Source organism: Polynucleobacter arcticus (genome assembly GCF_013307205.1).
In the GTDB taxonomy this organism is placed as follows: Bacteria; Pseudomonadota; Gammaproteobacteria; order Burkholderiales; family Burkholderiaceae; genus Polynucleobacter; species Polynucleobacter arcticus.
Window position 1 is genome coordinate 230,768 of record NZ_CP028940.1, and the last position, 22,056, is coordinate 252,823.

Annotated in this window: 23 protein-coding genes; 18 read left to right on the top strand and 5 right to left on the bottom strand. The window is 45.2% G+C overall.

The genetic code is table 11. The features are described from left to right. Positions 1–31: 31 nt before the first annotated feature. Positions 32–1,522 (bottom strand): cryptochrome/photolyase family protein, encoded by a 1,491-nt coding sequence (locus DN92_RS01235; RefSeq protein ID WP_173959538.1) that lies wholly within the window; start codon positions 1,520–1,522, stop codon positions 32–34. Positions 1,523–1,583: 61 nt separating this feature from the next. Between DN92_RS01235 and DN92_RS01240 the strand changes: the two genes are divergently transcribed. From DN92_RS01240 to DN92_RS01275, 8 genes are all read left to right on the top strand, one after another. Then, positions 1,584–2,384: a YdcF family protein gene (locus DN92_RS01240; protein ID WP_173959539.1), complete on the top strand. Its 801-nt coding sequence runs from the start codon at positions 1,584–1,586 to the stop codon at positions 2,382–2,384. 106 nt (positions 2,385–2,490) lie between these two features. Continuing rightward, on the top strand, positions 2,491–3,075 hold the full coding sequence (locus DN92_RS01245; protein WP_173961220.1) for a YqgE/AlgH family protein: 585 nt from the start codon (positions 2,491–2,493) through the stop codon (positions 3,073–3,075). A 1-nt stretch (position 3,076) separates the two neighbouring features. After that, positions 3,077–3,487: a Holliday junction resolvase RuvX gene (ruvX, locus tag DN92_RS01250; protein WP_173959540.1), complete on the top strand. Its 411-nt coding sequence runs from the start codon at positions 3,077–3,079 to the stop codon at positions 3,485–3,487. A 1-nt stretch (position 3,488) separates the two neighbouring features. Continuing rightward, complete coding sequence (gene pyrR / locus DN92_RS01255; protein WP_173959541.1) at positions 3,489–3,992, top strand: bifunctional pyr operon transcriptional regulator/uracil phosphoribosyltransferase PyrR; 504 nt, start codon at positions 3,489–3,491, stop codon at positions 3,990–3,992. Then, positions 3,989–4,951, top strand: a complete 963-nt coding sequence (locus DN92_RS01260; RefSeq protein WP_173959542.1) for an aspartate carbamoyltransferase catalytic subunit — start codon at positions 3,989–3,991, stop codon at positions 4,949–4,951. Before pyrR ends, DN92_RS01260 begins: the two co-directional genes overlap by 4 nt. A 24-nt stretch (positions 4,952–4,975) precedes the next feature. Then, positions 4,976–6,316, top strand: a complete 1,341-nt coding sequence (locus tag DN92_RS01265) for a glycosyltransferase family protein (protein ID WP_173959543.1) — start codon at positions 4,976–4,978, stop codon at positions 6,314–6,316. Continuing rightward, a complete protein-coding gene (locus DN92_RS01270) occupies positions 6,313–7,212 on the top strand; it encodes a DUF6492 family protein (RefSeq protein WP_173959544.1) in 900 nt (299 codons plus the stop codon). The genes DN92_RS01265 and DN92_RS01270 overlap by 4 nt, the downstream gene beginning before the upstream one ends. Further along, positions 7,212–8,144, top strand: coding sequence for a glycosyltransferase family 2 protein (locus DN92_RS01275; protein WP_173959545.1), 933 nt, complete (start codon positions 7,212–7,214; stop codon positions 8,142–8,144). The genes DN92_RS01270 and DN92_RS01275 overlap by 1 nt, the downstream gene beginning before the upstream one ends. 2 nt (positions 8,145–8,146) lie before the next feature. Here DN92_RS01275 and DN92_RS01280 read toward each other — a convergent pair whose 3' ends face one another. Continuing rightward, positions 8,147–9,031, bottom strand: a complete 885-nt coding sequence (locus DN92_RS01280; RefSeq protein WP_173959546.1) for an alpha-1,2-fucosyltransferase — start codon at positions 9,029–9,031, stop codon at positions 8,147–8,149. Positions 9,032–9,112: 81 nt separating this feature from the next. Between DN92_RS01280 and DN92_RS01285 the strand changes: the two genes are divergently transcribed. Genes DN92_RS01285 through waaC form a run of 6 tightly spaced genes read left to right on the top strand, consistent with a single transcriptional unit; the run spans position 9,113 to position 15,025 of the window. Further along, positions 9,113–10,336, top strand: coding sequence for a glycosyltransferase family protein (locus tag DN92_RS01285; protein WP_173959547.1), 1,224 nt, complete (start codon positions 9,113–9,115; stop codon positions 10,334–10,336). Positions 10,337–10,393: 57 nt separating this feature from the next. Then, positions 10,394–11,452, top strand: coding sequence for a dTDP-glucose 4,6-dehydratase (rfbB, locus tag DN92_RS01290; RefSeq protein WP_173959548.1), 1,059 nt, complete (start codon positions 10,394–10,396; stop codon positions 11,450–11,452). 16 nt (positions 11,453–11,468) lie between these two features. After that, positions 11,469–12,458, top strand: a complete 990-nt coding sequence (rfbD, locus tag DN92_RS01295) for a dTDP-4-dehydrorhamnose reductase (RefSeq protein ID WP_173959549.1) — start codon at positions 11,469–11,471, stop codon at positions 12,456–12,458. Positions 12,459–12,474: 16 nt separating this feature from the next. After that, on the top strand, positions 12,475–13,404 hold the full coding sequence (rfbA, locus tag DN92_RS01300; RefSeq protein ID WP_173959550.1) for a glucose-1-phosphate thymidylyltransferase RfbA: 930 nt from the start codon (positions 12,475–12,477) through the stop codon (positions 13,402–13,404). Next, positions 13,401–13,967 (top strand): dTDP-4-dehydrorhamnose 3,5-epimerase, encoded by a 567-nt coding sequence (gene rfbC, locus DN92_RS01305; protein WP_173959551.1) that lies wholly within the window; start codon positions 13,401–13,403, stop codon positions 13,965–13,967. Before rfbA ends, rfbC begins: the two co-directional genes overlap by 4 nt. A gap of 41 nt (positions 13,968–14,008) precedes the next feature. Next, complete coding sequence (gene waaC / locus DN92_RS01310; protein WP_173959552.1) at positions 14,009–15,025, top strand: lipopolysaccharide heptosyltransferase I; 1,017 nt, start codon at positions 14,009–14,011, stop codon at positions 15,023–15,025. On the opposite strand, the gene DN92_RS01315 is transcribed toward waaC, so the two are convergent. After that, positions 15,006–16,619, bottom strand: coding sequence for a TolC family protein (locus DN92_RS01315; RefSeq protein WP_173959553.1), 1,614 nt, complete (start codon positions 16,617–16,619; stop codon positions 15,006–15,008). The genes waaC and DN92_RS01315 overlap by 20 nt on opposite strands. A gap of 119 nt (positions 16,620–16,738) precedes the next feature. Between DN92_RS01315 and DN92_RS01320 the strand changes: the two genes are divergently transcribed. Genes DN92_RS01320 through trmB form a run of 4 tightly spaced genes read left to right on the top strand, consistent with a single transcriptional unit; the run spans position 16,739 to position 19,859 of the window. After that, positions 16,739–17,590, top strand: coding sequence for an undecaprenyl-diphosphate phosphatase (locus DN92_RS01320; RefSeq protein ID WP_173959554.1), 852 nt, complete (start codon positions 16,739–16,741; stop codon positions 17,588–17,590). Positions 17,591–17,629: 39 nt separating this feature from the next. After that, positions 17,630–18,088, top strand: a complete 459-nt coding sequence (locus DN92_RS01325; RefSeq protein WP_173959555.1) for a DUF2721 domain-containing protein — start codon at positions 17,630–17,632, stop codon at positions 18,086–18,088. Positions 18,089–18,094: 6 nt separating this feature from the next. Continuing rightward, a complete protein-coding gene (locus tag DN92_RS01330; RefSeq protein WP_173959556.1) occupies positions 18,095–19,048 on the top strand; it encodes a UDP-glucuronic acid decarboxylase family protein in 954 nt (317 codons plus the stop codon). Position 19,049: 1 nt separating this feature from the next. Continuing rightward, positions 19,050–19,859: a tRNA (guanosine(46)-N7)-methyltransferase TrmB gene (gene trmB / locus DN92_RS01335; RefSeq protein WP_254598311.1), complete on the top strand. Its 810-nt coding sequence runs from the start codon at positions 19,050–19,052 to the stop codon at positions 19,857–19,859. A 59-nt stretch (positions 19,860–19,918) separates the two neighbouring features. Here trmB and DN92_RS01340 read toward each other — a convergent pair whose 3' ends face one another. Both DN92_RS01340 and nusB read right to left on the bottom strand, forming a co-directional pair. Then, positions 19,919–21,397 (bottom strand): NAD-dependent succinate-semialdehyde dehydrogenase, encoded by a 1,479-nt coding sequence (locus tag DN92_RS01340; protein ID WP_173959558.1) that lies wholly within the window; start codon positions 21,395–21,397, stop codon positions 19,919–19,921. A 162-nt stretch (positions 21,398–21,559) separates the two neighbouring features. Beyond that, on the bottom strand, positions 21,560–22,054 hold the full coding sequence (gene nusB / locus DN92_RS01345; protein WP_173961221.1) for a transcription antitermination factor NusB: 495 nt from the start codon (positions 22,052–22,054) through the stop codon (positions 21,560–21,562). Between the last annotated feature and the right edge of the window lie 2 nt (positions 22,055–22,056).

Sequence of the window (22,056 nt, forward strand, 5' to 3'; positions counted from 1 at the left end):
TAAATCGGAATCAACATCACGTATGAAAACTTCAATCAGCTGGAGATTCAGGGTTAGCCTTCTTGACTATGCTGTAGCGAACCAGGGTCTTTTTACGTGCCTCATCATGGTTAACGATCGGTAGAGGGTAGTCTCGCCCCAAGAGAATACCGGCAGCCTCAAGCTCGATATGACCAGACTCCCAAGGCGCATGGATCGATTTTTTAGAGAGCTGATCTAGCTGCGGCAGATAACGTCGAATGAATTTACCCTCAGGATCAAATTTTTGCGATTGGGTAATGGGATTAAAGATTCTGAAATACGGTTGTGCATCACATCCTGAGGAAGAGGCCCACTGCCAGCCACCATTATTGGATGAGAGTTCAAAATCATTGAGGTGTTTGGCAAAGTACGCCTCACCCCAACGCCAATCAATTCCTAAATCTTTGGTAAGAAAGCTGGCAACCACCATACGCAGGCGATTATGCATATAGCCACTTTGATTGAGTTGATGCATAGCGGCATCGACTAATGGATAACCGGTTTTGCCATCACACCAGGCCTTAAACAATTTCTGGGCGTGAGCACCACTTTCCCACTTGATATTGTCATAGTCAGGCTTGAATGCTGCTCCTTCAGCCAGTCGTGGATGGTTAGCGAGAATCATGAAATAAAAATCGCGCCAGATGAGTTCACTTAACCAAATCGTTGCACCCATACTGCCTGCAAGCATGCGGCGGTGGGCTTCGCGCACCAAGCCGCGGATGGAGAGCATGCCAAAGCGCAGGTGAGTTGAGAGATAGCTTACGCCCTTGATGGCGGGAAAGTCTCTGCCAATTTGGTATTGATCGATGCGATGAAGAAACTCCTCCAAAAAATGTTGCCCGCCTTCAGATCCTGGCGGCAGGTAGGTCTCAATTCCAGTTGGAGTAAAGCCCATGGATTCCAGCGAAGGTAAGGGGGCTTGCAACGCTTTGGGAATCTCCGCTAGCTGATCTTTATTAGGAGTGCATTCATATGCGGCAATATGTTTTTCTTGTAAGGTTTTGAGCCAATTATTTTTGTAGGGTGTAAAGATCGAAAAAACCGCATTGGAATTGGTCAGAATCTCTTTCTTCTCAAAAATGACTTGATCCTTGAAGCTCTCCAATTCAATGCCCAATTTTTCTAGTGATCTTGCAATGGTGCCATCACGGGCAATTGCTAATGGTTCATAGTCATGATTGACATACACGGTGTTGACACCTAAGATTTCCGCAATCTTCGGAATACAGGTAGTCGACTTACCAAACTGAGCAATCAATCCACCACCTTGTTTGCGTAATTCTTTATCAATTTGTTGGAGACCTTGCCAAATAAAGTCGACGCGGCGATCATGGCTAAGCCCGTTTTCGTCTAAACCCTCAGTACGTAGAGGCTCCAGAATGTCAGTATCGAAAATGAAGGCCACCCAGACCTGGTCATTATTTGCGAGGGCGTGATGAAGTGCGGCATTGTCATAGAGACGCAGATCGCGGCGGAGCCAAACTAGAGCTTTTTTCATAGCCACTATATTAGGGCTTATTGGCTGATTGCGCTAGGCTTGCAGGTAATATTGGGCTTATATGGATACCTTATTTTTTATCTTCTCGAAGATGGTGCAATTTTGTATTGAGCCCCTCAATTGGGTGATTGTCTTTGTAGCATTCAGCCTTTTATTTCTTGGCTTGAAAAAACCCCACTTGTGCAAACGATTTTTGCTTTTAGCCTTAGCAGATTTGTTGCTAGTTGCTTGGCTACCCACTTCAGAGATCTTCTTGAGGGCGTTCGAGGATGTAGTCCCTAAAGTCAATCTTGCGCAAATGTCAGAAAAAGACTTTAGTGGAATCATTATTTTAGGGGGCGCAATTGAGGGTGGTGCAATTGCTCTGGACCGGGGTGAGGTGTCAATTTACTCCTCAGCTGAACGCGTCACCAAAGCCTTTGAACTCATTCGAAAATACCCCGAGTTACCGTTTATCTTTAGCGGCTTCTCTGGACGCCTTTCCCCTCAGGGAATGTCCGAGGCAGATGCCTTTCGGCAGCTCATTGCGGAGCAGGGTTTGCCAGACAAATATGCCCATTATGAAAATCAGTCCCGTAATACGTATGAGAATGTGCTTTATATGAAGCCAATGATCTTCGAGCTAGGGACTGGAGATCCACAAAAGCCTTGGCTCATGGTTACTTCGGCTTCCCATATGTATCGATCACTCAAGATATTTCAGAAACAGGGAATCCAGGTTATTCCCGTTCCCGTGGATTACCAGACGGGTAATCATTTGCGGTGGGATAAATTTGATCTAGAGGATGGCATGCAAAACTGGAACAAGCTCATGCATGAGTGTATTGGGCTTGTGGCCTACTGGATTACCGGCAAGATCTGACAATAATTCGGTAAAATAAACCCACATGAACATGGCTAAAAAAGCCCCTGTGGGTCAAGTTGCAGCACCCACCCACACTTCCCAGACTTCTGCTGTTGGGTCCTCAATTGCTTATTCTGCCGATCACCTAGCTAATCAGTTCTTAATTGCTATGCCAGGCATGGTCGACCCCAATTTTGCAGGTACGGTCATCTATCTGTTTGAGCATACTGAGCGTGGTGCCATGGGCCTGGTGGTCAATCGCCCAACAGAGGTAGATTTAGCTACCTTGTTTGATAAGGTTGAGCTCAAGCTAGAAATTGCACCATTACTGGATCAGCCCGTCTACTTTGGCGGCCCCGTCCAAATTGAGCGCGGCTTTGTGTTGCATGAACCAACTACTGAGGTGCTTTACAGCTCCTCCTTGGCTGTACCCGGTGGCCTGACGATGACCACCTCCAAAGATGTGCTTGAGGCGGTAGCAGCGGGCAATGGGCCGGGCAAGTTTCTGATGACTTTGGGCTATGCAGGTTGGGGTGCTGGGCAGCTAGAAGAGGAATTGACCCTGAATGGTTGGATGAATGTCCCTCTATCTCAGCAACAAATGATCGATATTGTTTTTGATACTCCTTCCAGCCAGCGCTATGAGCGAGCGATGAGCCATTTAGGCTTTGACCCCTCTCATCTATCTGATCAGATGGGGCACGCCTAATATGGGAGCCCCCGAGTTAACAGTAATGGCTTTTGACTATGGCACCCGTCGAATCGGCGTGGCAGTTGGCAATACACTTACTCAGGCAGGCAGGCCCCTGAAAACCGTCTCCGAGGGATCAGGCGAGGCTTGTTTTAAGGCGATCGAAGCGCTGTTGAAGGAATGGCAGCCAGACCGTCTAGTAGTAGGTATGCCTTGCCATCCAGACGGCGCTGAGCATGAGATGAGCACAAAAGCACGTCGATTTGGCAATCAGCTGCACGGCCGGTTTAACTTACCAGTAGATTGGGTAGATGAGCGCTATACATCGGCAGTTTTAGAGAGCGATCCAGAGATGCGAGACAATTTGGATGCACAGTCTGCAGCCTTAATATTAGAGCAATATTTTCTAGAAAAGAATTGGATTAGTTGAAATGAATGCAGAGCAGTCCTACCTAAAATTATTGGAGGCATTGCGCAAACGCAAAGATGCTGGCGATCTATTTGAGTTAGCCGGTCTTGCAATGGGCGGCGCCTGGATTGCAGAGCGTTTAGCGGCAGACTTAAATTTGCATCACTATGGGGTGATCAATGTAGCCTTTCATCGAGATGACTACGCTGAAAAGGGAATGACCGCACTTCGCACCTCTAGTACGATGCCTACGCACCTTCCCTTTGAGGTCAATGGCGCCCACATTGTTTTGATTGATGATGTGTTGCTGACAGGTCGTACGGTTCGTGCTGCGCTCAATGAGCTGTTTGATTTTGGTAGACCGGCGCAAGTCGAGCTGATGGTTTTGGCTGATCGTGAAAATCGGGAGTTACCCGTTGCCGCTGATTTTATTGGTGAGCAAGTCAAGATTTCGGATAAGCAAATTTTAGTTTTGGAAAAAGATGGTGCTGGCAAGTTCAGCTTCCAATTAGAGGAGCGTGAATGATGAGTCAGCTAGTCAATCAATTTAATTCTGCTGGAGAGTTAACGCATTTATTGACTTTGGAAGGTTTGCCCAAAGAGCAAATCCTCCATATTTTAGATACTGCCCAGCAGTTTGTGAGCGTAACGGATCCCGCGAGAGAAGTGAAAAAAGTTCCACTACTGCGTGGCAAGAGTGTATTCAACCTCTTTTTTGAAAATTCTACTCGTACTCGCACTACTTTTGAGATCGCAGCAAAGCGTTTATCCGCTGATGTGATCAATTTAGATATTTCTACTTCTTCAACCGCTAAGGGCGAGAGCCTGTTAGACACGATTGATAACTTAGTGGCAATGCAGGCTGATATTTTTGTAGTTCGCCATAGCACTTCTAGGGCCCCCATTGAGATTGCGCAACATGTACCGGCGCATGTTCATGTCGTCAATGCCGGCGATGGTAGCAATCAGCATCCTACTCAAGGCTTGCTTGATATGTACACTATGCGCCACTTTAAAAAAGACTTTAGCGGTCTCAAGGTCGCTATCGTTGGCGATATTGTGCATAGCCGAGTGGCTAAATCCAATATCTGCGCCTTAAGAACTCTGGGTTGTACTGATATTCGTGTGATTGGTCCTGAAAGCCTTTTGCCAAGTGATTTGGATATGCTGGGTGTGAAGGTTTTTCACAGTATGGAAGAGGGTCTTAAGGGAGTTGATGTCGTCATGACCTTGCGGATTCAGAAAGAGCGTATGGAGGTCGGACAAGTTCCTGAAGGGGATGCATTCTTTAGGCAGTATGGCTTGACGCCCACACGCTTAGCACTGGCCAAGCCCGACGCGATCGTGATGCATCCAGGACCCATGAATCGCGGTGTAGAAATTGACTCGGTAGTAGCAGATGGCCCCCAGTCAGTCATCCTGAATCAAGTTACTTTTGGTATTGCGGTGCGTATGGCTGTGATGTCGATTGTTGCTGGTAACTAGCTGACCGCATTAACGAATGCACTAATGCAAAAAAGGAACTGGTTAATTCTGTCGCATGGTTTCAATATGGATGGTCGGGCATCTAGTCTCACCATTACTGACAAGATTCCTTACTTATTGGAGTCTGGCATAAAGCCTCATGTCTTCAGTGCGATTACCGGAATTAAGGATAACCGCTTTCCGCATCAGCAATTTCTAGCATGGGGTCCGGCAGCTTTTCGTTTCGACTTCCGGCATTGGATTGCAAATCAATATGGTCGCGGACTTTTTTATAAGATTTCTACTGGCTTAGTCTCGTTATTGCTTGCCCCATTCATCGCGCTGGAGAAATTCTTTCTTGGCTACTCTAGTCAATGGTCTTGGGCGATGCCGGCATATGCCCATGGCTTAAAGTTAATCAGAGACGGTAAGGTCGATTTAATTTATTCGACTGGAGGCGCTTGGTCTGCCCACTTAGCAGGTTTATGGCTGAAGAAAAAAACTGGACTGCCTTGGATTGTGGAAATTCATGACCCTTTAGTAATACGTAAAAATCCTGATGATTCTGGATTTGATAAGCCCAAAAACCGCGATGCACAATTTCGTCAATATTTAGAAAAGCAAATTTGCAAATATGCAGATTTAGCTTGGTGGTTTACCGATGGTGCTTTGCATTACGCAAAAGTGCGCAATCCCAATCTCAATACCCCAAATAATGCCCATGGTTTTATGGTCCTTCCTGGTGCTGAGCCGCCAGGCGGCCTGAGTGCATCTAAGATACATTCCTATTCTGAGCATCTCAATTTATGCCACTTTGGGTCTCTGGCTAATGACCGATCACTCTCCAGCATCCTGAGAGCCCTTGTTGCGCTATTCAACAAATTCCCCGAAGCAAGAGAGTGCATTCGGGTGCATGCCTATGGTGCGCCCTTAGATCCTTTGACTGTGGAGGCAGTTAAAAATCTTCAGATGGAAGATATATTACTAGCCCATGGTCGATTGGAGAAAGACGCTGTAACTGGTAAATCGGGAAGAGAGCGGGTTATTGAAAAGATGCAATCTGCAGATGTGCTAATTCTTTTGCATGGCAACGATGAGTGGTGCGCTGAGTACATTCCGTCTAAGCTCTATGACTACCTTTGGACTGGAAGGCCGATTTGGGGTATTACGCATCGCAATCCCCAACTAGACCAGATGTTACTAGATCGGTCGGCCTACTTGAGCCCCCAGAGTGATGTAAAGGCTATTGAGCTTGCTGTAGAAAGAATTTGGTTGGACTGGAGAAATCAGCAATTGATTGAGCCTAAGTGGTTGCCAGTTGGCGTTGATCAGGCTGCGTATAGAATACTTTCAGAAGTTCAAAAAAATACTGAAAGAAGCGCTTGAAAGATCTCGTTCTCTACTGCAAGTCTTATCGCCGAGATTTCCTCCGCTTAAAGAGATTACTTGCCTCGATTGATCGGTATAACATTGATCAAATACCATTTTATATTTCTACCCCAAGATCAGATAAAGCATTACTGGAGGAAACATTGGGTGTGATCGGGTATTTCTGGGTAGCTGATGAAGAAATTGTTTCGGCTAATCCAATGGCTAAGCTTAGTCAATATCAAGATATGCCCGGGAGGCTTTCTCAGCAAATCGTTAAAGCCGAGTTTTGGCGCCTGGGTTTTTCTGAGAACTATCTTTGCTTGGATTCAGACAGCAAATTTATCCGTGATTTTCAACAATCAGATTTTGTCATTGATGGCAATGTACCCTATACCGTTTTGCATCAGAATAAAGAGTTGTTTCAAATGGCTGATAACCGCGGACACATAAAGGTTGAGCGGGATTTACGGCTGGAAGCTGAGCGAGTAAAGGCTTTGTTTGAGCGGTCTGGCCCCATTTTTTATGGTGCACCATCGCCTTTTAATTGGTCGGCAAAGGTTTGGAGATCTTTGGATCGGGAGTATTTGCAGCCACGAGGTATGACTATCTGGGACTTTATTACCCCGGAATTTCCAGAGTCATTGGTTTACTGCGAGACTTTATTGAAATACCATGCAATTCCTGTGATAGCAATAGAGCCTTTATTTAGGGTCTATCACTATGATTGGCAATACTATTTAATGAAACGTCTCGGCGAGACTGAAGAAAAAATTGCAAGACATTTTTTGGGTGTGATTTATCAATCAGCCTGGGATGTGAATAATCAGATTGATTTGACCAATAAGTCCCTACCATCACGTCTTTTGCGAAGTATTAAGCGATTTGGACGTTATCTGCAGAGTTTTATCTAATGACTGTCACAACTGCATCTCCATTGGTAAGCGTATTAATGCCTGCATTTAATGCCGAGCAACACATAGCGCAAGCAATTAAGAGTATTTTGCAGCAAACCTATCCACATTTTGAACTGCTCATTCTGAATGATGGCTCCACAGATCAGACAGAAAAAATCATCGATCAATTTGATGATCAGAGAATTATAAAAATACATCTAAACCAGAATAAGGGTTTAGTAAATGCTCGCAATCAATTGGTTTCTGCGGCTAAAGGGCATTACATTGCTTTTTTAGATGCTGACGACATCGCCTTTCCAAATCGATTGCAGTTGCAGGTTTCTTTTTTAGAAAAACATAATGCAGATCTTTGTGGCGGGGCACATTATTCGCTTTACGAAAGTAGCGGACGAATGAAGGCATCAAAACAGCGATATTCAGATCCGGATATCCGTGCCTTGATTACTGTATGTAGCCCTTTATGCAATCCTGCTGTTATGGGTTTGGCGGATGCATTCAAGAGGCATCCTTTTAGACTTGGAAAAGATGGTGCAGAGGATTACTCGCTCTGGGTGGACTTGGCTTTGGCTGGATATCACTTCGCTAATCTGCGTGAAAAGTTAATTACTTATCGCATACATGATAGGCAAATTAGTCAGGTTCAGAATTCAGAAATAAACTGCATTTTTAATGATGGTAGAAGTGCTTATCTTGTGGGCCTTGGAATGGATGGCGAGTGTTATCCAAAATCAATTCCATTCTTCAATAGGTTGCAGTTGGCATTACCATTTATGTTGAGGTTAAATCAGAAAATTCCGAATGTTTCTGTGGCAGCCAACTATGAAATCTTTGCACGTTTCCAATTTCGTGGCAACGGCGTATTCACACCATTTACTCGAATAGAGCGGATCCTAGTGGCGATGCTTGCATCGCTTAGGGGTAGGATGTAGTTTTAGATTCGTTGCCAATGAGCTGGTAATAAATCATCCCAGTTCAACGCAGAATCATTGGTCCAGCGGCTTGGGCAAATCACTGTGTTAGCTGGATTCTTTGCTAGCCAGGCCGCCCACCAACTCAAGGAACTATTTGCTATTAAATGACTTTGACAGTGCGTCATTAACTCTAACTCTTGAGTGACCGCGTCACTACTCTCCAGAGTTTGAATAAAGGTAATCTTGTCTTGGTGGGGTAAATTTGATCTTGCCCAAACTAAGTCGTCTGAAAATACAAAAAAATGGGTGTCGGGATCCCTGCTTAGAAGGTTAGACATTCCTTGCACATAGTAATCTAGGCCAACAAAGCCATGTACCTTTGCTGCATTCGCCAGATGAACATAATCACCACGCCGAACATGAACCATCGCAGATTTACTCGCTTGAATTTGATTCAAGTAGTTTTGGTAATGCGTATGTAGTGAGACTTTTAGGCTTATTTCAGACTGTAATATGTTTTTGATCTGATCAAAGTAGCGATAAGACTGCCAATATCCCATCAGGTATAGGTTTTGAGCTTTAAAGGTGGGGGCTTTTGTTAGATAGGGATCGAAACAATATGGGGTTTTTTCTGAATAAACATAGGGGTTAACAGGCCACACTTTCTGAAGGATGCGGCGAATGAGCTTGGGCTTCTTTGGTGGCGAATCAAGGGAAATGAAGGCCCCCTTAGTGTTTAACGTGGTGAGGAGTAATTCCCTGGGAGTAACGTCATCATAAGTCTTAGTGAACCAGCCTTGATCAATCAGCAGGGAGGTTTGGTGCCGATGCGCTAAGGCTCTAGCAGTGGCGTACTGAAATAATTGGTTTCCTAAGCCGCCTTGGAGCTGTACGATGATGTTCATAATTCTATAATTAGACCATCAGATGAGCTCAATTGGGAGTCTTGTCATGTAAAACTACATTCTTTGTATTTCAAGCTGAATATGACTCTTAACCACTTGTTGCAGCTTGCTAAAAAACGCAAAGTCAAACTACAGCGCTCATTTGAAAAGCATCAATTTGATTGGCGCTTCAATTCAACTAGCCTTCAACAGCATGATCTCATTCTTGCTCAAGTGGAAAGTGCATTACGAAATAAGTTAATCCACGAAGATATAGAAAATTGCTTTAATTCAAATGACCCCCTAGTTCAGCAAGGAACTCGTTTGAGAATAGATTTAGAGGCACTTTTCAAAAATTGCATGACTGGGTTAAGTGACGAGCGCATCATGATTCAGATTCCGGAGGCACGTTTTTCTCCGGCGGGATTCTCGCTCTTCTCGAATTTGATGGAGAGCTTAAACTACATTGGTATTCCTGCGAGAGCTCTGGGCTGGGAAGAGGATACACAAATAGCATTAGATCAATTTAAGCCTACTGTTTTGCTCTCTAGTGATCATGATGAATATCTCCGTCGTATTGATTGGGGTGCCATTACTCGTTATAAAGCAAGCAAGCACTTGCGGGTAGGGTTAAGCGCTGCATTAGAAGAGTACGAGAGCTCGCCACTATTGCCACGGCTCGCGTGGGCAAAAAAATATCAAATCGATTTTTACTATAGCTATAGAGATAAAGATTACGTCAAAAGTCGCAAAGAGTACCAGCCTTTTTTCGATGCAGGATTTAATATTATTTTTATTCCATTTGGCGCGAATATATTGCACTATTTTCCTGTTGCAGAATTTGAGCGCGATCTAAACTACGTGTTGATGGCTTCCCGAAAGCGTGAGCACATTACTTATTTAAAAAATATTACATCCGAGTATTCTGGATTTCTCGATGGGCCTGGCTGGAAGCAGGTGAAGAATTTTCAATTTAATCGAGAGCGAGATCGTTATATTTATGCACGCGCGAAGGTGGGTTTGAATGTCCATCTTCCGGAGCAAATTGATTGGGCATGTGAATTAAATGAACGTACTTATCAATTGGCGGCATGTGGTGTTCCCCAACTCATTGATCATCCAATGCTCTTAGATAAGATGTTTGGGTCAAAGTCATTCTTTATTGCTGAATCACCTGCTCAATACTTCGAGTTATTTAAAGAATTAATGCATGACCCGCAATTGGGAGTTGAAAAAGCACTGTATGCGCAAAAGGAAGTTTTCGCTTCCCACACTACTTTTCATCGAGCCAAGTCTTTGATAGATCAGTTAAAATTATTAACATAATCTTAATTCTTATCCACCGCATGAAGACACATAAGTAATTGTTTTAAAAGGTAAAAAATGATCTTAGTAACTGGCGGTGCTGGCTTTATTGGTGGTAACTTCGTGTTAGATTGGCTTGCTAACCCCAATGCCGATGGCATTCTAAATTTAGACAAATTAACTTACGCCGGTAATTTGACTACCCTGGAATCGTTAAAAGATGATCCTCGCCATGTCTTTGTGCATGGTGATATTGGCGACAAAGCTTTGGTTGCGCAATTGCTTAAGGATTATCAGCCGCGTGCTATTGTCAATTTTGCTGCTGAAAGTCATGTGGATCGATCGATTCATGGCCCTGCTGATTTTGTAAATACGAATATTGTGGGTACCTTTAATCTGCTTGAATGTGCTCGTGAATATTGGAATGGTTTAGACGACGCTGAGAAAAAAGCGTTTCGCTTTCATCACGTATCTACTGATGAAGTTTATGGTTCTCTATCCGCTACCGATCCTGCTTTTACGGAAACCAATTCCTATGAGCCCAATAGTCCTTATTCTGCATCTAAAGCAGCTTCAGACCATTTAGTTCGAGCCTGGTTTCACACATACGGTTTCCCGGTAGTCACTACGAATTGCTCCAATAACTATGGCCCGTATCATTTCCCAGAAAAGCTCATTCCACTGGTGATTCTTAATGCATTGAATAGCAAGGCATTGCCAATTTATGGCGATGGTCAACAGATTCGGGATTGGCTTTATGTCGGGGACCATTGTTCCGCTATTCGCGAGGTCTTAGCACATGGAAAATTAGGTGAGACCTATAACATTGGTGGTTGGAATGAAAAGGCCAATATTGATGTTGTTAAAACCATCTGCACTATTTTGGATGAATTACAGCCGCGCCCTGATAACAAGTCTTATTCAGAGCAGATTACTTTTGTTAAAGATCGCCCTGGTCACGATCGTCGCTATGCCATTGATGCCGGTAAGGTAGAGCGTGAATTAGGTTGGCGTCCAGCAGAGACCTTTGATACCGGGATTCGGAAGACGGTGCAGTGGTATTTGGATAATCCAGTATGGGTAGAGGGTGTTGTTAGCGGCTCCTATCGTGACTGGTTGCAAAAGCAATACAGCTAGACTACGCAAGCTACTAATGAATATCCTGATATTTGGCAAAGATGGACAGTTGGGTAAAGCGTTTCATGTTTTATTAGACTCGCTATTGCCTGCTTTAGTGGCTAAGCCCAACATTCAATACGTTGGTCGTATTGAATGTGATCTGACGAATGAACAAGCTATTACAAGCCTGTTAAGTCATTTTCAGCCGAACCTGATCATTAATGCATCAGCATATACCGCGGTTGATAAAGCCGAGACGGAACTGGATTTAGCATTTGCAGTCAATGCGAGATCTCCTGAAATAATGGCTCAATATGCTGCCCAGCATGGCGCTACTTTTTTACATTACTCAACAGATTATGTTTTTGATGGCGAGAAGTATGGATTTTATCTAGAGGATGACATACGCAATCCTCTGGGGATTTATGGCAAGAGCAAGGCTGCTGGAGAAGAGGCAATTGCAAAAGCATTTTTGAGTAGTACTGCAAAAGAGACTGCTCAATATGCCATTTTCAGAACGAGTTGGGTTTATGGCGAAGGTGGCAATTTCATTCGTACTATTTTGCGTTTGGCTAAAGAGCGTGAAGACCTAAAAGTGATTCATGATCAGTTTGGTGTTCCTACTAGTGCCCATTGGTTGGCACAAGTGAGTCTGAATTTAGCTGTAGATGACAGTATCCGATTAAGAAGATTCGCATCGGGTATTTATCACGCTGTACCTACCGGTGAAACGACGTGGTTTGGCTTAGCGTCTTTGGCTGTGCAGGCAGCTTTAGACGCCGGCGCTACTCTAAAGGCTAATCCAGGAGCTATCAAGCCCATTCAAGCTGTGGAATATCCATTACCCGCCCCAAGACCCATGAATTCAAGGATGTCTAGCGATAAATTGCGACTCGCTCTGGCCAGGTCCGAAGCCGATCATTCCAACTCTTATAATGAAGTGGCTAGGATTATTGAGTTTCCGGGGTGGGAGGCTATGGTGCGTGAATATGTATCTAAGCTGGCTCGCGATAAATTGATTTAAGTATATTGGGACTGCAATGGCGACTAATCGCAAAGGTATTATTTTGGCAGGAGGGTCTGGTACACGCTTATACCCAGTTACCCAAGCTGTTTCCAAGCAGCTCATGCCTGTCTATGACAAGCCGATGGTGTACTACCCATTAACAACTTTGATGCTTGCTGGCATTCGAGATATCTTATTGATTTCTACACCGCATGACACACCTCGCTTTACTGAATTGCTGGGGGATGGTTCGCAGTGGGGTTTGAATATTGAATATTGTGTCCAGCCTTCACCTGATGGATTAGCTCAAGCATTTACTTTAGGTAAAAATTTCGTTGGTAATAATCCAAGCGCTTTGGTGCTTGGGGATAATATTTTTTATGGCCATGAATTGGTTGATCAACTCAATAGCGCTCATGATCGTACTAGTGGTGCTACGGTATTTGCTTATCACGTCACCGATCCAGAGCGTTATGGCGTTGTTGAATTTGATAAAGATTACAAAGCACTCTCCATTGAGGAGAAGCCACTCATGCCGCGCAGTAGTTATGCGGTGACTGGCCTCTACTTTTATGACAATCAAGTCTGTGATATCGCGGCCTCAATTAAGCCCAGTGCTCGTGGAGAGCTCGAGATTACCGATGTCAATCGCGCATATCTAGCCAAGAATGAACTCAGTGTAGAGATTATGGGCCGTGGTTTTGCGTGGCTAGATACTGGAACGCACGATTCACTATTAGACGCGGCTGGTTTTATTGCGACCTTACAAAAGCGTCAAGGTTTGATGGTGGCTTGCCCAGAAGAAATTGCTTATCGTCAAGGCTGGATTAGCGCAGAGGATGTTCTCAAGGTAGCTACTCAATTGAGCAAAAATAGTTATGGCCAATATTTAACGAAGATTGTGAATGAACTGAATACGTCTGCTCAACCTGTTGCTTTATCGCATAAGAAGATGATTGGATGAGTACCACTTCAAAACTTCTAGTGACGCCGACAGCGATTCATGATGTGCTGATTATTGAGCCCAAAGTATTTGGTGATGAGCGTGGTTGGTTTACCGAATCCTTTAATGCGCAGGACTTTGCAGCGGCCACTGGTTTGAATATGGAATTTGTTCAGGATAACCATTCTTTTTCTCGTCAATGGACTTTGCGTGGTTTGCATTATCAGTTAGAGCAGACCCAAGGTAAATTAGTACGTGTTGTTGCTGGTAGCGTGTTTGATGTCGCAGTGGATATTCGTAAAGATTCGCCTACTTACGGTAAGTGGGTGGGTGTTGAGCTAAGCGCTCAAAACCACAAGCAAATGTGGGTCCCTCCAGGCTTGGCTCATGGTTTCTTAGTTCTTTCAGAAACTGCAGAGTTTTTGTACAAAACTACGGATTACTATCATCCGCAAAGTGAAGCCTGTTTAGCCTGGAATGATCCTCAGATGAATATCAAATGGCCCTTTCCCCAAGGCATCAGCCCCAATATGAATGCCAAAGATTCTGCTGGCTTATCGTGGGATGCTGCTCCTAAGTTTTAATTAAATTGTGGAGCATTGTCAAAAGATAAGATAATGCTCGCATGAGCGCTTCTCCCAAAATCCTGCTGGTAAAGTTGTCCTCTCTCGGGGATGTATTGCATAACTTACCGATAGTGTGGGATTTACGTGCACGTTTGCCAGATGCGCAAATTGATTGGGTAGTGGAGGAGGGATATGTTCATCTTTTGGAGCCCTTACGATCACGAGATGGTTTCCGAGGAATAGATCGCATCATTCCTTTTGGCTTGCGTCGTTGGAAGAAAAATATTTTTAGCCTGACAACCTGGAAAGAATTTTTCTCTTTCAGGAAAATACTTCAATCCACTACCTACGATGTATTAATCGAAACCCAAGGTTTATTGAAATCGGCCATGGTGTGCTCTTTTGCTAAGAAGAGCTCTGGGGCAGTAGTTGCGGGCCTTGCCAATGCCACTGAGTTTTCAGGTTATGAGCCCCTTGCAAGGAGCTTTTACAGCCAGTCCGTGCAAGTCCCAGTCCAATGCCATGCAGTAGATCGCTCGCGTTGGGTCACTTGCTCGGCATTGGATTGGCCTTTGATAGAGCGCACTGATACACCACAGTTTTATCCTCAAGAATGGATTAAGAGCATTCCAAAGAGTGCTGTCGTAGGTTTGAAGGCTCCTTATGTATTGTGCTTTCATTCCACTGCTCGAGAGGCTAAGCGTTGGTCTAATGAGCATTGGGTGGCCTTGGGTAAAGAATTATCTGCCAAAGGCTACCAACTGGTTTTTCCTTGGGGAAGCCCTGCGGAGAAGGCGGTTAGTCAGCTCCTTGCTGCGCAGATTCCGGGGGCGTTTGTACCGCCGGCTTTTTCTATTGAAGATGCGTTCTCGGTGATTGCAGGAGCTGCATTAACAGTGGGTGTTGATACAGGATTAACGCATCTTGCAGCAGTGCTGAATAAGCCTACCGTAGAAATTTACTGCGATTCACCGCGCTGGAAGACTGATGGTTATTGGTCTGATCGCATTGCTAATGTCGGTGATATTCAAAATCCACCAAGCATCCAAGAGGTTCTTAGCGCAGCAAAGTATTAATCGAAATCAGATCCTCATCAGTTAATGCGGCGGCATGAGCCTTTAACCTGATCGCATTCAGAATCGTGTTGTAGCGCGCCTGCTGCAGTTGTGAGCGGGTGGTAATTACAGTATCCAGCGCAATCAGCACGTCAATATTGATTAAAGTTCCCACCTGAAATCCCAGCTTGCTAGATTCCAGTGCTGAGGTAGATGAGCGCTCAGCAGCTTCATAAGCTTTGACGCTGGCCAAGCCTCCGTAGAAGCCAGTAAATGCAGCTCGCGTATTTTGGGCTGCGGTGCGACGAGCGTTGTCGAAATTGGCTTTGGCTGCATCGAGTAATGCTGCATTTTGACGAATCACCGAGTTATTGTATCCACCAGACACCAACGGGATTGTCATTTGCAATGCGATAGTGTTGTTGTAAATATTGGTTTGCGCTGGCGTTAAAGTATTGCTCGTGCCATTTGAAGTGTTATAGCCTGCTGTACCGACAAAATTAACCGATGGATAGTTCAGCGCCTGTGATGCTCTAAAGGAGCTTTCTGCTAAGTTCACTGAAAGCTGGCCCGCCAACACGCTAAAGTTTGCTGCTTCAGCCTGCAAAATCCAGTCATCGAGAGTCTGGCCTTTGGGTAGCTCTGGATTAACACTGTCCGCAATCGGGATGCCCTTGCTGTCTTTATTTTTGGAGCGAGGATCTTTTAGTACCCCGTCAATTTTTGCTTCTTTAATAAGCGGTCTTAGTGGTCCAACTGGGCGCCCTGTCAATTGCTCTAAAACGCCACGTTTAACAATTAAATCTGCTTGCGCAGCAATTTCTTGGGAGTTAGCAAGGTCCAGAGCTGCTTGAGCGGTGTTGACATCAACAATAGTAGCTAGGCCAGTATCAAACTTGGCTTGGGCAATCTCGAGCTGCTGCTGAATAAGGCTTTTCTTATTGCGAAATAGTTCAACATTATCTTGGCTGGTGAGCGCATCAAAGTAGGCTTGTGAAACTCGCAGAATCAGATCTTGTTGCGCTAAGTAAAACCGCATATCAGCGATCTTCGTATTAAGGTCACCTTGCTTAAATGCTTCTAGGGCAGCCATATTAAATACAGGCTGCGTCAGAGTGACGGTGTAGTTTTTTTGGTCATATACCCGAGAGCCTGTCGCAGCCCCTGGGGGTGCATTGCCAGCGGTATGCTGGTAATAGCGTGTACCACCAGGTACTGCATTAGCTTGGGGTAGCAAGAGGGATAGACCTTGCCAGTAGAGCTCTTTACTCGCCTGGTAATTAAAACGCGCAGCATTGAGAACGGGATCGCTAAATGCAGCCTCTTGGTATAGACGAATCAGATCCACAGCAGAACCAGTATTAGCCGCACCGTTTCCATTAAGGTTTGAGGGCGCGCTATTAGTGGGGATAGCCTGCTTTGGGGCAATCACCATTTGTGGTGGCATCTCTAGCCCAACTAAGGACTGGGCGCTCATTGCAGTGGGTAACGATGGTTTTGCACCAATAGCAGCCTGCGCAAAGGCGTTGCCTGAGACCATACTCAGCCCGAGCGCCTGCCCTAAGACCAAACCTAGTGTGCTGAGCTGCAAGAGTCGAAAACGGGCTGGGATCATCTGATTTGCTTACTTTTGATGTGCCATGAAGTTTAAGGCCTAATTCAGTAAAGCGCCTGAATTGACCCCCATTTTGCCAAATACCAAGACCGACTTCATCTATCTATAAAATCACGCTTATGGATTTAATTTTGCTAGGCAAAGCCGTCATACTGGGGATAGTTGAGGGCTTAACGGAGTTTTTGCCAATCTCCAGTACGGGCCATCTGATACTGGTAGGGGATTTGCTCGACTTTAACGATGAGCGCGGTAAGGCTTTTGAGGTGATTATTCAGTTTGGTGCCATTTTGGCAGTTTGCTGGGAGTTCCGAGCAAAGATCTGGAAGGTCACGTCGACTTTAAAGACAAGCGCTATCTCCCGTCGCTTTGTTATGAACCTATTCATTGCCTCCATTCCCGCGATGGGTTTGGCATTCATATTCGGAAAACAGATTAAGACATTCTTGTTTTCGCCTATCCCAGTGGCTAGCGCTTTTATTGTGGGTGGCTTGATTATTTTCTGGGCCGAGCGTCGTCAAAGTAAAGCACTTCACTCGACTGGAAAATCCTACATTCAGTCGGTGGATGATCTGACTCCCTTAGATGCTATTAAGGTTGGTTTAGCTCAATGCGCTGCGTTAATTCCCGGGACATCGCGCTCTGGAGCAACCATTATTGGCGGCATGTTATTTGGCTTACCGCGCGCCGTAGCAACCGAGTTTTCATTCTTCTTGGCTATTCCGGTCATTGGTGGTGCTACTGCTTATGAGCTACTCAAGTTATGGAAAAGCCCTGTTTCTTTATCGGGTGACTTTACTTGGGCGATTGCAGTCGGATTTATTTCAGCGTTTATTTCCGCTTTCATTTGTGTGCGCTGGCTAATTCATTATGTTGCTGGGCATAACTTCATCCCTTTTGCCTGGTACCGCATTATCTTTGGTTTGTTAGTCTTAATAAGTGCTTATAGTGGTTTAGTTGCTTGGTCTCATTGAGATCCCCCTCAACATCAATAAAGATCGACTGAAATTCCTATGGATGTATCAATAGACGCAATCACAAATAATATTCAGCTAGCACTGGCTCCGGTATTTTTACTTACTGCCGTTGCTACTTTAATTAATGCAATTTCTGCTCGATTGGCTAGATCGGTTGATCGGATGAGAGCGATTCAGCATCGTATTCAAGAGGGCAGCATTAAGGACCAGGCGATGCTAGTCCATATGGTTAAGGAAGCGAATGAGGCAAAAGTTCGAGGCCGTCTTTGCACGGCTGCAATCTTCTTTAATGTGTTGAGCGGGGTGCTGATTTCACTAACTGTTCTGGAGTTATTTTTCTTTCAGGCTGGTGCAGTTCGTGCCTTACAAGCTACTTATGTTATTTGGACTTTTGTCCTCGGCCTGATTTCATTTATGACTTCTCTTTCGATCGTACTGGCTGAAGTAGTCTATGCCTATCGTTCAGCGGGCTGGGATACCCCTTTTCTAAAATAAAAAATTATGCAAAATCATAATCGCAATAACAAAATCCTCATCACTGGCGGCGCTGGCTTTCTAGGTTCTCACCTTACTGAGAAACTACTTAAAGAGGGTAATGAGGTTTTGGTCGTCGATAACTTCTTTACCGGTACTAAGCAAAACTTAGCTCATCTATTGGGTAATCCCCATTTAGAAATCATGCGTCATGATGTCACCTTCCCACTTTATGTAGAAACCAATCAGATCTATAACCTGGCTTGCCCAGCATCACCAGTGCACTATCAGTACGATCCGGTGCAAACCACCAAGACCAGCGTGCATGGCGCCATTAATATGCTCGGCTTAGCCAAAAGAACCCGGGCGCGTATCTTGCAAGCGTCTACTAGCGAAGTCTATGGTGACCCTGAAGTGCATCCGCAGCCAGAAGCGTATTGGGGCAAGGTTAATCCGATTGGCATTCGCTCTTGCTATGACGAGGGCAAGCGCTGTGCGGAGACCCTATTTTTTGACTATCACCGCCAACATCAATTAGATATCAAGGTTGTACGCATCTTTAATACGTATGGTCCCCGCATGCATCCCAATGATGGCCGCGTGGTGAGTAACTTTATTGTTCAAGCACTGCAAGGCAAAGACATCACCATTTATGGTGATGGTCAGCAAACCCGTAGCTTTTGCTATGTCGATGATCTGATTGATGCCATGGTCAAAATGATGAACTCTGAGGATGGCTTTACAGGCCCAGTCAACATTGGTAATCCAGGCGAGTTCACCATGCTGCAATTGGCAGAAACAATCCTCAAGCTCTCAGGCAGTAAATCGAAAATCATTCACAAACCATTACCCTCAGACGATCCCAAGCAACGTCAACCCGATATCGAGTTAGCAAAAGAAAAGCTAGGTTGGGAGCCCAAGGTGAATCTAGAGGATGGTCTTAAAGAGACGATTGCGTATTTTAAGAAGGTAGTTGCTTAAGGTGTCCTCGGAAAAATCAGAGAAACATTTCGATCGTATTCGTTCCTTTGTCTTGAGAGCAGGAAGGACTACTGCTGGTCAACAGCGAGCGATGGACGAACTAGGTCCCCAGTTTTTGATTCCCTATCAAGCTCAAGAGCTGCATCTTCAAGAGGTTTTTGGTGGCTCCACTAAGCCCAAGATCTTAGAGATTGGTTTTGGGATGGGAGAGACTACTGCCAAAATTGCTACCTCACGCCCCGAAGATGATTTTTTGGCGATTGAGGTGCATCCTCCTGGCGTAGGCGCTTTACTGAAGTTGATTGGCGAAAATAATCTCAGTAATTTGCGTTTGATTCGTCATGACGCCGTTGAGGTTCTGGAGCAAATGATTGCTCCCAATTCTTTGGATGGCATCCATATTTATTTTGCAGATCCATGGCATAAAAAGCGTCATCACAAGCGTCGACTCATTCAGGCAGAGTTCGTGAAATTATTAGTTTCTCGTTTAAGGCCCGGAGCCTATTTGCATTTGGCTACCGATTGGCATAACTATGCAGAGCAAATGCTTTTAGTCTTAAATGCTGAATCTCATTTAGTAAATACTTCCACCGAGCAAATTCGCATTGAGACTTTTTCAGCGGCCGATGTTGCTAGCGAGTTAGAGCTAAGCAAAGAATCCTTTAAAGAATTCAAGCCTACTCTTGAGCAGCTTGATGCTAAACATCCTGCTTATGTAGAGCGCCCCGCATACAGACCCATTACCAAGTTTGAAAACCGAGGCATAAAGTTGGGTCATGGGGTGTGGGATTTAGTTTATAAGAAAAAGTAGAACAGAAAAAATCAAGCCGCTATTTAGCGGCTTGATTAATAGATTCTTACTGCTGACTCTTAAAGTCCCAAGCAAACATATTTGAGTTCTAAATATTCATCCATACCGTAGGCGCTACCTTCTCGGCCTAGTCCGGATTGTTTCACTCCTCCAAAAGGACCCGCCTCATTGGAGATGATTCCAGAATTCACACCCACAATCCCATATTCAAGGGCTTCGGCGGCTTTCCAGATACGACCAATATCTCTGCTGTAGAAGTAGGATGCCAGACCAAATTGACTATGGTTTGCGAGTCTTAAGGCCTCTTCATCGCTTTCAAATGACATGATCGGGGCTACCGGACCAAAGGTTTCTTCGTAAGTGATCAGCATGTCATTGGTGACATTGGACAAGATCGTGGGCTCATAAAACGTGCCACCTAGTGCTGAGCGTTTACCGCCTGCCACTAATGTAGCTCCCTTGCTGAGAGCATCGGCTACATGCCGCTCCACTTTTGCTAGTGCGGCTAGCTCGATGAGGGGCCCTTGGGTAACTCCAGCTTCCATGCCGCCACCAAGCTTAATCACCTGAATCGCCTTAGCAAACTTCTCTACAAATTCATCATGTACTTTCTTGTGGACATAGAAGCGGTTAGCACATACACAGGTTTGACCAGAGTTACGATATTTTGATGCCATGGCGCCCGTTACAGCCGCATCGATGTCAGCATCTTCAAATACGATGAAGGGGGCGTGACCGCCGAGCTCAAGCGCTAATTTTTTGACAGTAGGTGCGCACTGTGCCATCAAGATGCGACCCACTTCAGTAGATCCCGTAAAGGAGAGATGCCGTACTACAGGCGATGCACAAAGCGTTTTGCCGATCGCAATAGACTGTTCGGCATCTGCTGTCAGGATATTGATGATCCCAGGTGGGATTCCTGCACGTTGAGCAAGTTCAGCTAATGCGAGTGCAGACAGCGGCGTGAGCTCTGCCGGCTTGATCACAATAGTGCAGCCTGCCGCCATTGCAGGAGCAATCTTGCGGGTAATCATGGCGATAGGAAAGTTCCAGGGCGTAATGGCTACACATACCCCAATTGGTTGTTTCATCACGATGAGGCGCTTATCGCTCCAAGTACTAGTTGGAATAGAGCCTGCAACGCGTTTTGCCTCTTCTGCAAACCACTCAATAAATGAGGCGCCGTAAGCTACCTCACCGGCAGACTCAATGAGGGGCTTGCCTTGCTCCAAGGTCATCAGAGTGGCTAGGTCTTGGGTATTCGCAATGATCAAATCAAACCACTTGCGCATAATGTTGGCGCGCTCTTTACCAGTTCTATTTTTCCAACTCTGAAAAGCCTGTTCGGCTGCAGCAATAGCGAGCTCGGCCTCTTGAGGACCCAGGTTACTTACATTGCCAATCAGATCATTGTTTGCTGGATTGGTAACTTCAAAGGTTTTACCTGAGAGACTCTTTACCCATACTCCATTAATGAAGGCTTCCTCTTTAAAGAGGCTGGGATCTTTAAGTAAGTTCCGAATATCTATTTTTTGCATTATTAGTCTCCGAGAGGCCCCAGGCTTGATGAGTGAATTCATTTTATCCCGCTAGCTTCACTTTGCCATGAGATCAGGCTAACAGCCAATAAAAAACCCCTAGACTCTAAGGGAGTGCAGGGGTTTGTGTAGCCATAGAAGCTATTAGGAACTTCGATCCATTTAGCCAGCTTGGATTTCAGTGCTACGTAATTTCTGTGCAAGAAGGTCTAAAACTCCGTTGACATACTTGTGGCCATCGGTGCCACCAAAAGTTTTCGCAAGTTCCACTGCTTCATTGATGGCTACCTTGTAAGGCACAGCCAAATCCATGGCCAATTCATAGGTACCAATTAATAAAGCAGCGTGCTCTACTGGGGAGAGCTCATTAATGGGGCGATCGAGAGCTGGAGTGATGAGGCCTTCCAATTCATCGGTATGCTCAAGGACACCAGCAAAGATACCTTGAAATAGCTCGAGTTGGCAGCGACGAAAGCCGGGATCTTCAGCGAGTTGTTTGGCAATAGCTGCAGCATTCGGTAGGCTACCTGCGCGGCGCATTACCAAGCTTTGATATACACCTTGCAGTGCGTATTCACGAGCTCGACGTCGGGGTGTGAGGGATCTCTTTGGTGCGCTAGCTACAGGAGTTTGTGATGTTGAGGGAGTCTGAGTCATAT

Coding starts and splice junctions, on each gene's coding strand:
- DN92_RS01235 (WP_173959538.1), bottom strand. CDS start 1,522: ATGAAAAAAGCTCTAGTTTGGCTCCGCCGCGATCTGCGTCTCTATGAC.
- DN92_RS01240 (WP_173959539.1), top strand. CDS start 1,584: ATGGATACCTTATTTTTTATCTTCTCGAAGATGGTGCAATTTTGTATT.
- ruvX (WP_173959540.1), top strand. CDS start 3,077: ATGGGAGCCCCCGAGTTAACAGTAATGGCTTTTGACTATGGCACCCGT.
- pyrR (WP_173959541.1), top strand. CDS start 3,489: ATGAATGCAGAGCAGTCCTACCTAAAATTATTGGAGGCATTGCGCAAA.
- DN92_RS01260 (WP_173959542.1), top strand. CDS start 3,989: ATGATGAGTCAGCTAGTCAATCAATTTAATTCTGCTGGAGAGTTAACG.
- DN92_RS01265 (WP_173959543.1), top strand. CDS start 4,976: ATGCAAAAAAGGAACTGGTTAATTCTGTCGCATGGTTTCAATATGGAT.
- DN92_RS01275 (WP_173959545.1), top strand. CDS start 7,212: ATGACTGTCACAACTGCATCTCCATTGGTAAGCGTATTAATGCCTGCA.
- DN92_RS01280 (WP_173959546.1), bottom strand. CDS start 9,031: ATGAACATCATCGTACAGCTCCAAGGCGGCTTAGGAAACCAATTATTT.
- DN92_RS01285 (WP_173959547.1), top strand. CDS start 9,113: ATGACTCTTAACCACTTGTTGCAGCTTGCTAAAAAACGCAAAGTCAAA.
- rfbB (WP_173959548.1), top strand. CDS start 10,394: ATGATCTTAGTAACTGGCGGTGCTGGCTTTATTGGTGGTAACTTCGTG.
- rfbD (WP_173959549.1), top strand. CDS start 11,469: ATGAATATCCTGATATTTGGCAAAGATGGACAGTTGGGTAAAGCGTTT.
- rfbA (WP_173959550.1), top strand. CDS start 12,475: ATGGCGACTAATCGCAAAGGTATTATTTTGGCAGGAGGGTCTGGTACA.
- rfbC (WP_173959551.1), top strand. CDS start 13,401: ATGAGTACCACTTCAAAACTTCTAGTGACGCCGACAGCGATTCATGAT.
- waaC (WP_173959552.1), top strand. CDS start 14,009: ATGAGCGCTTCTCCCAAAATCCTGCTGGTAAAGTTGTCCTCTCTCGGG.
- DN92_RS01315 (WP_173959553.1), bottom strand. CDS start 16,619: ATGATCCCAGCCCGTTTTCGACTCTTGCAGCTCAGCACACTAGGTTTG.
- DN92_RS01320 (WP_173959554.1), top strand. CDS start 16,739: ATGGATTTAATTTTGCTAGGCAAAGCCGTCATACTGGGGATAGTTGAG.
- DN92_RS01325 (WP_173959555.1), top strand. CDS start 17,630: ATGGATGTATCAATAGACGCAATCACAAATAATATTCAGCTAGCACTG.
- DN92_RS01330 (WP_173959556.1), top strand. CDS start 18,095: ATGCAAAATCATAATCGCAATAACAAAATCCTCATCACTGGCGGCGCT.
- DN92_RS01340 (WP_173959558.1), bottom strand. CDS start 21,397: ATGCAAAAAATAGATATTCGGAACTTACTTAAAGATCCCAGCCTCTTT.
- nusB (WP_173961221.1), bottom strand. CDS start 22,054: ATGACTCAGACTCCCTCAACATCACAAACTCCTGTAGCTAGCGCACCA.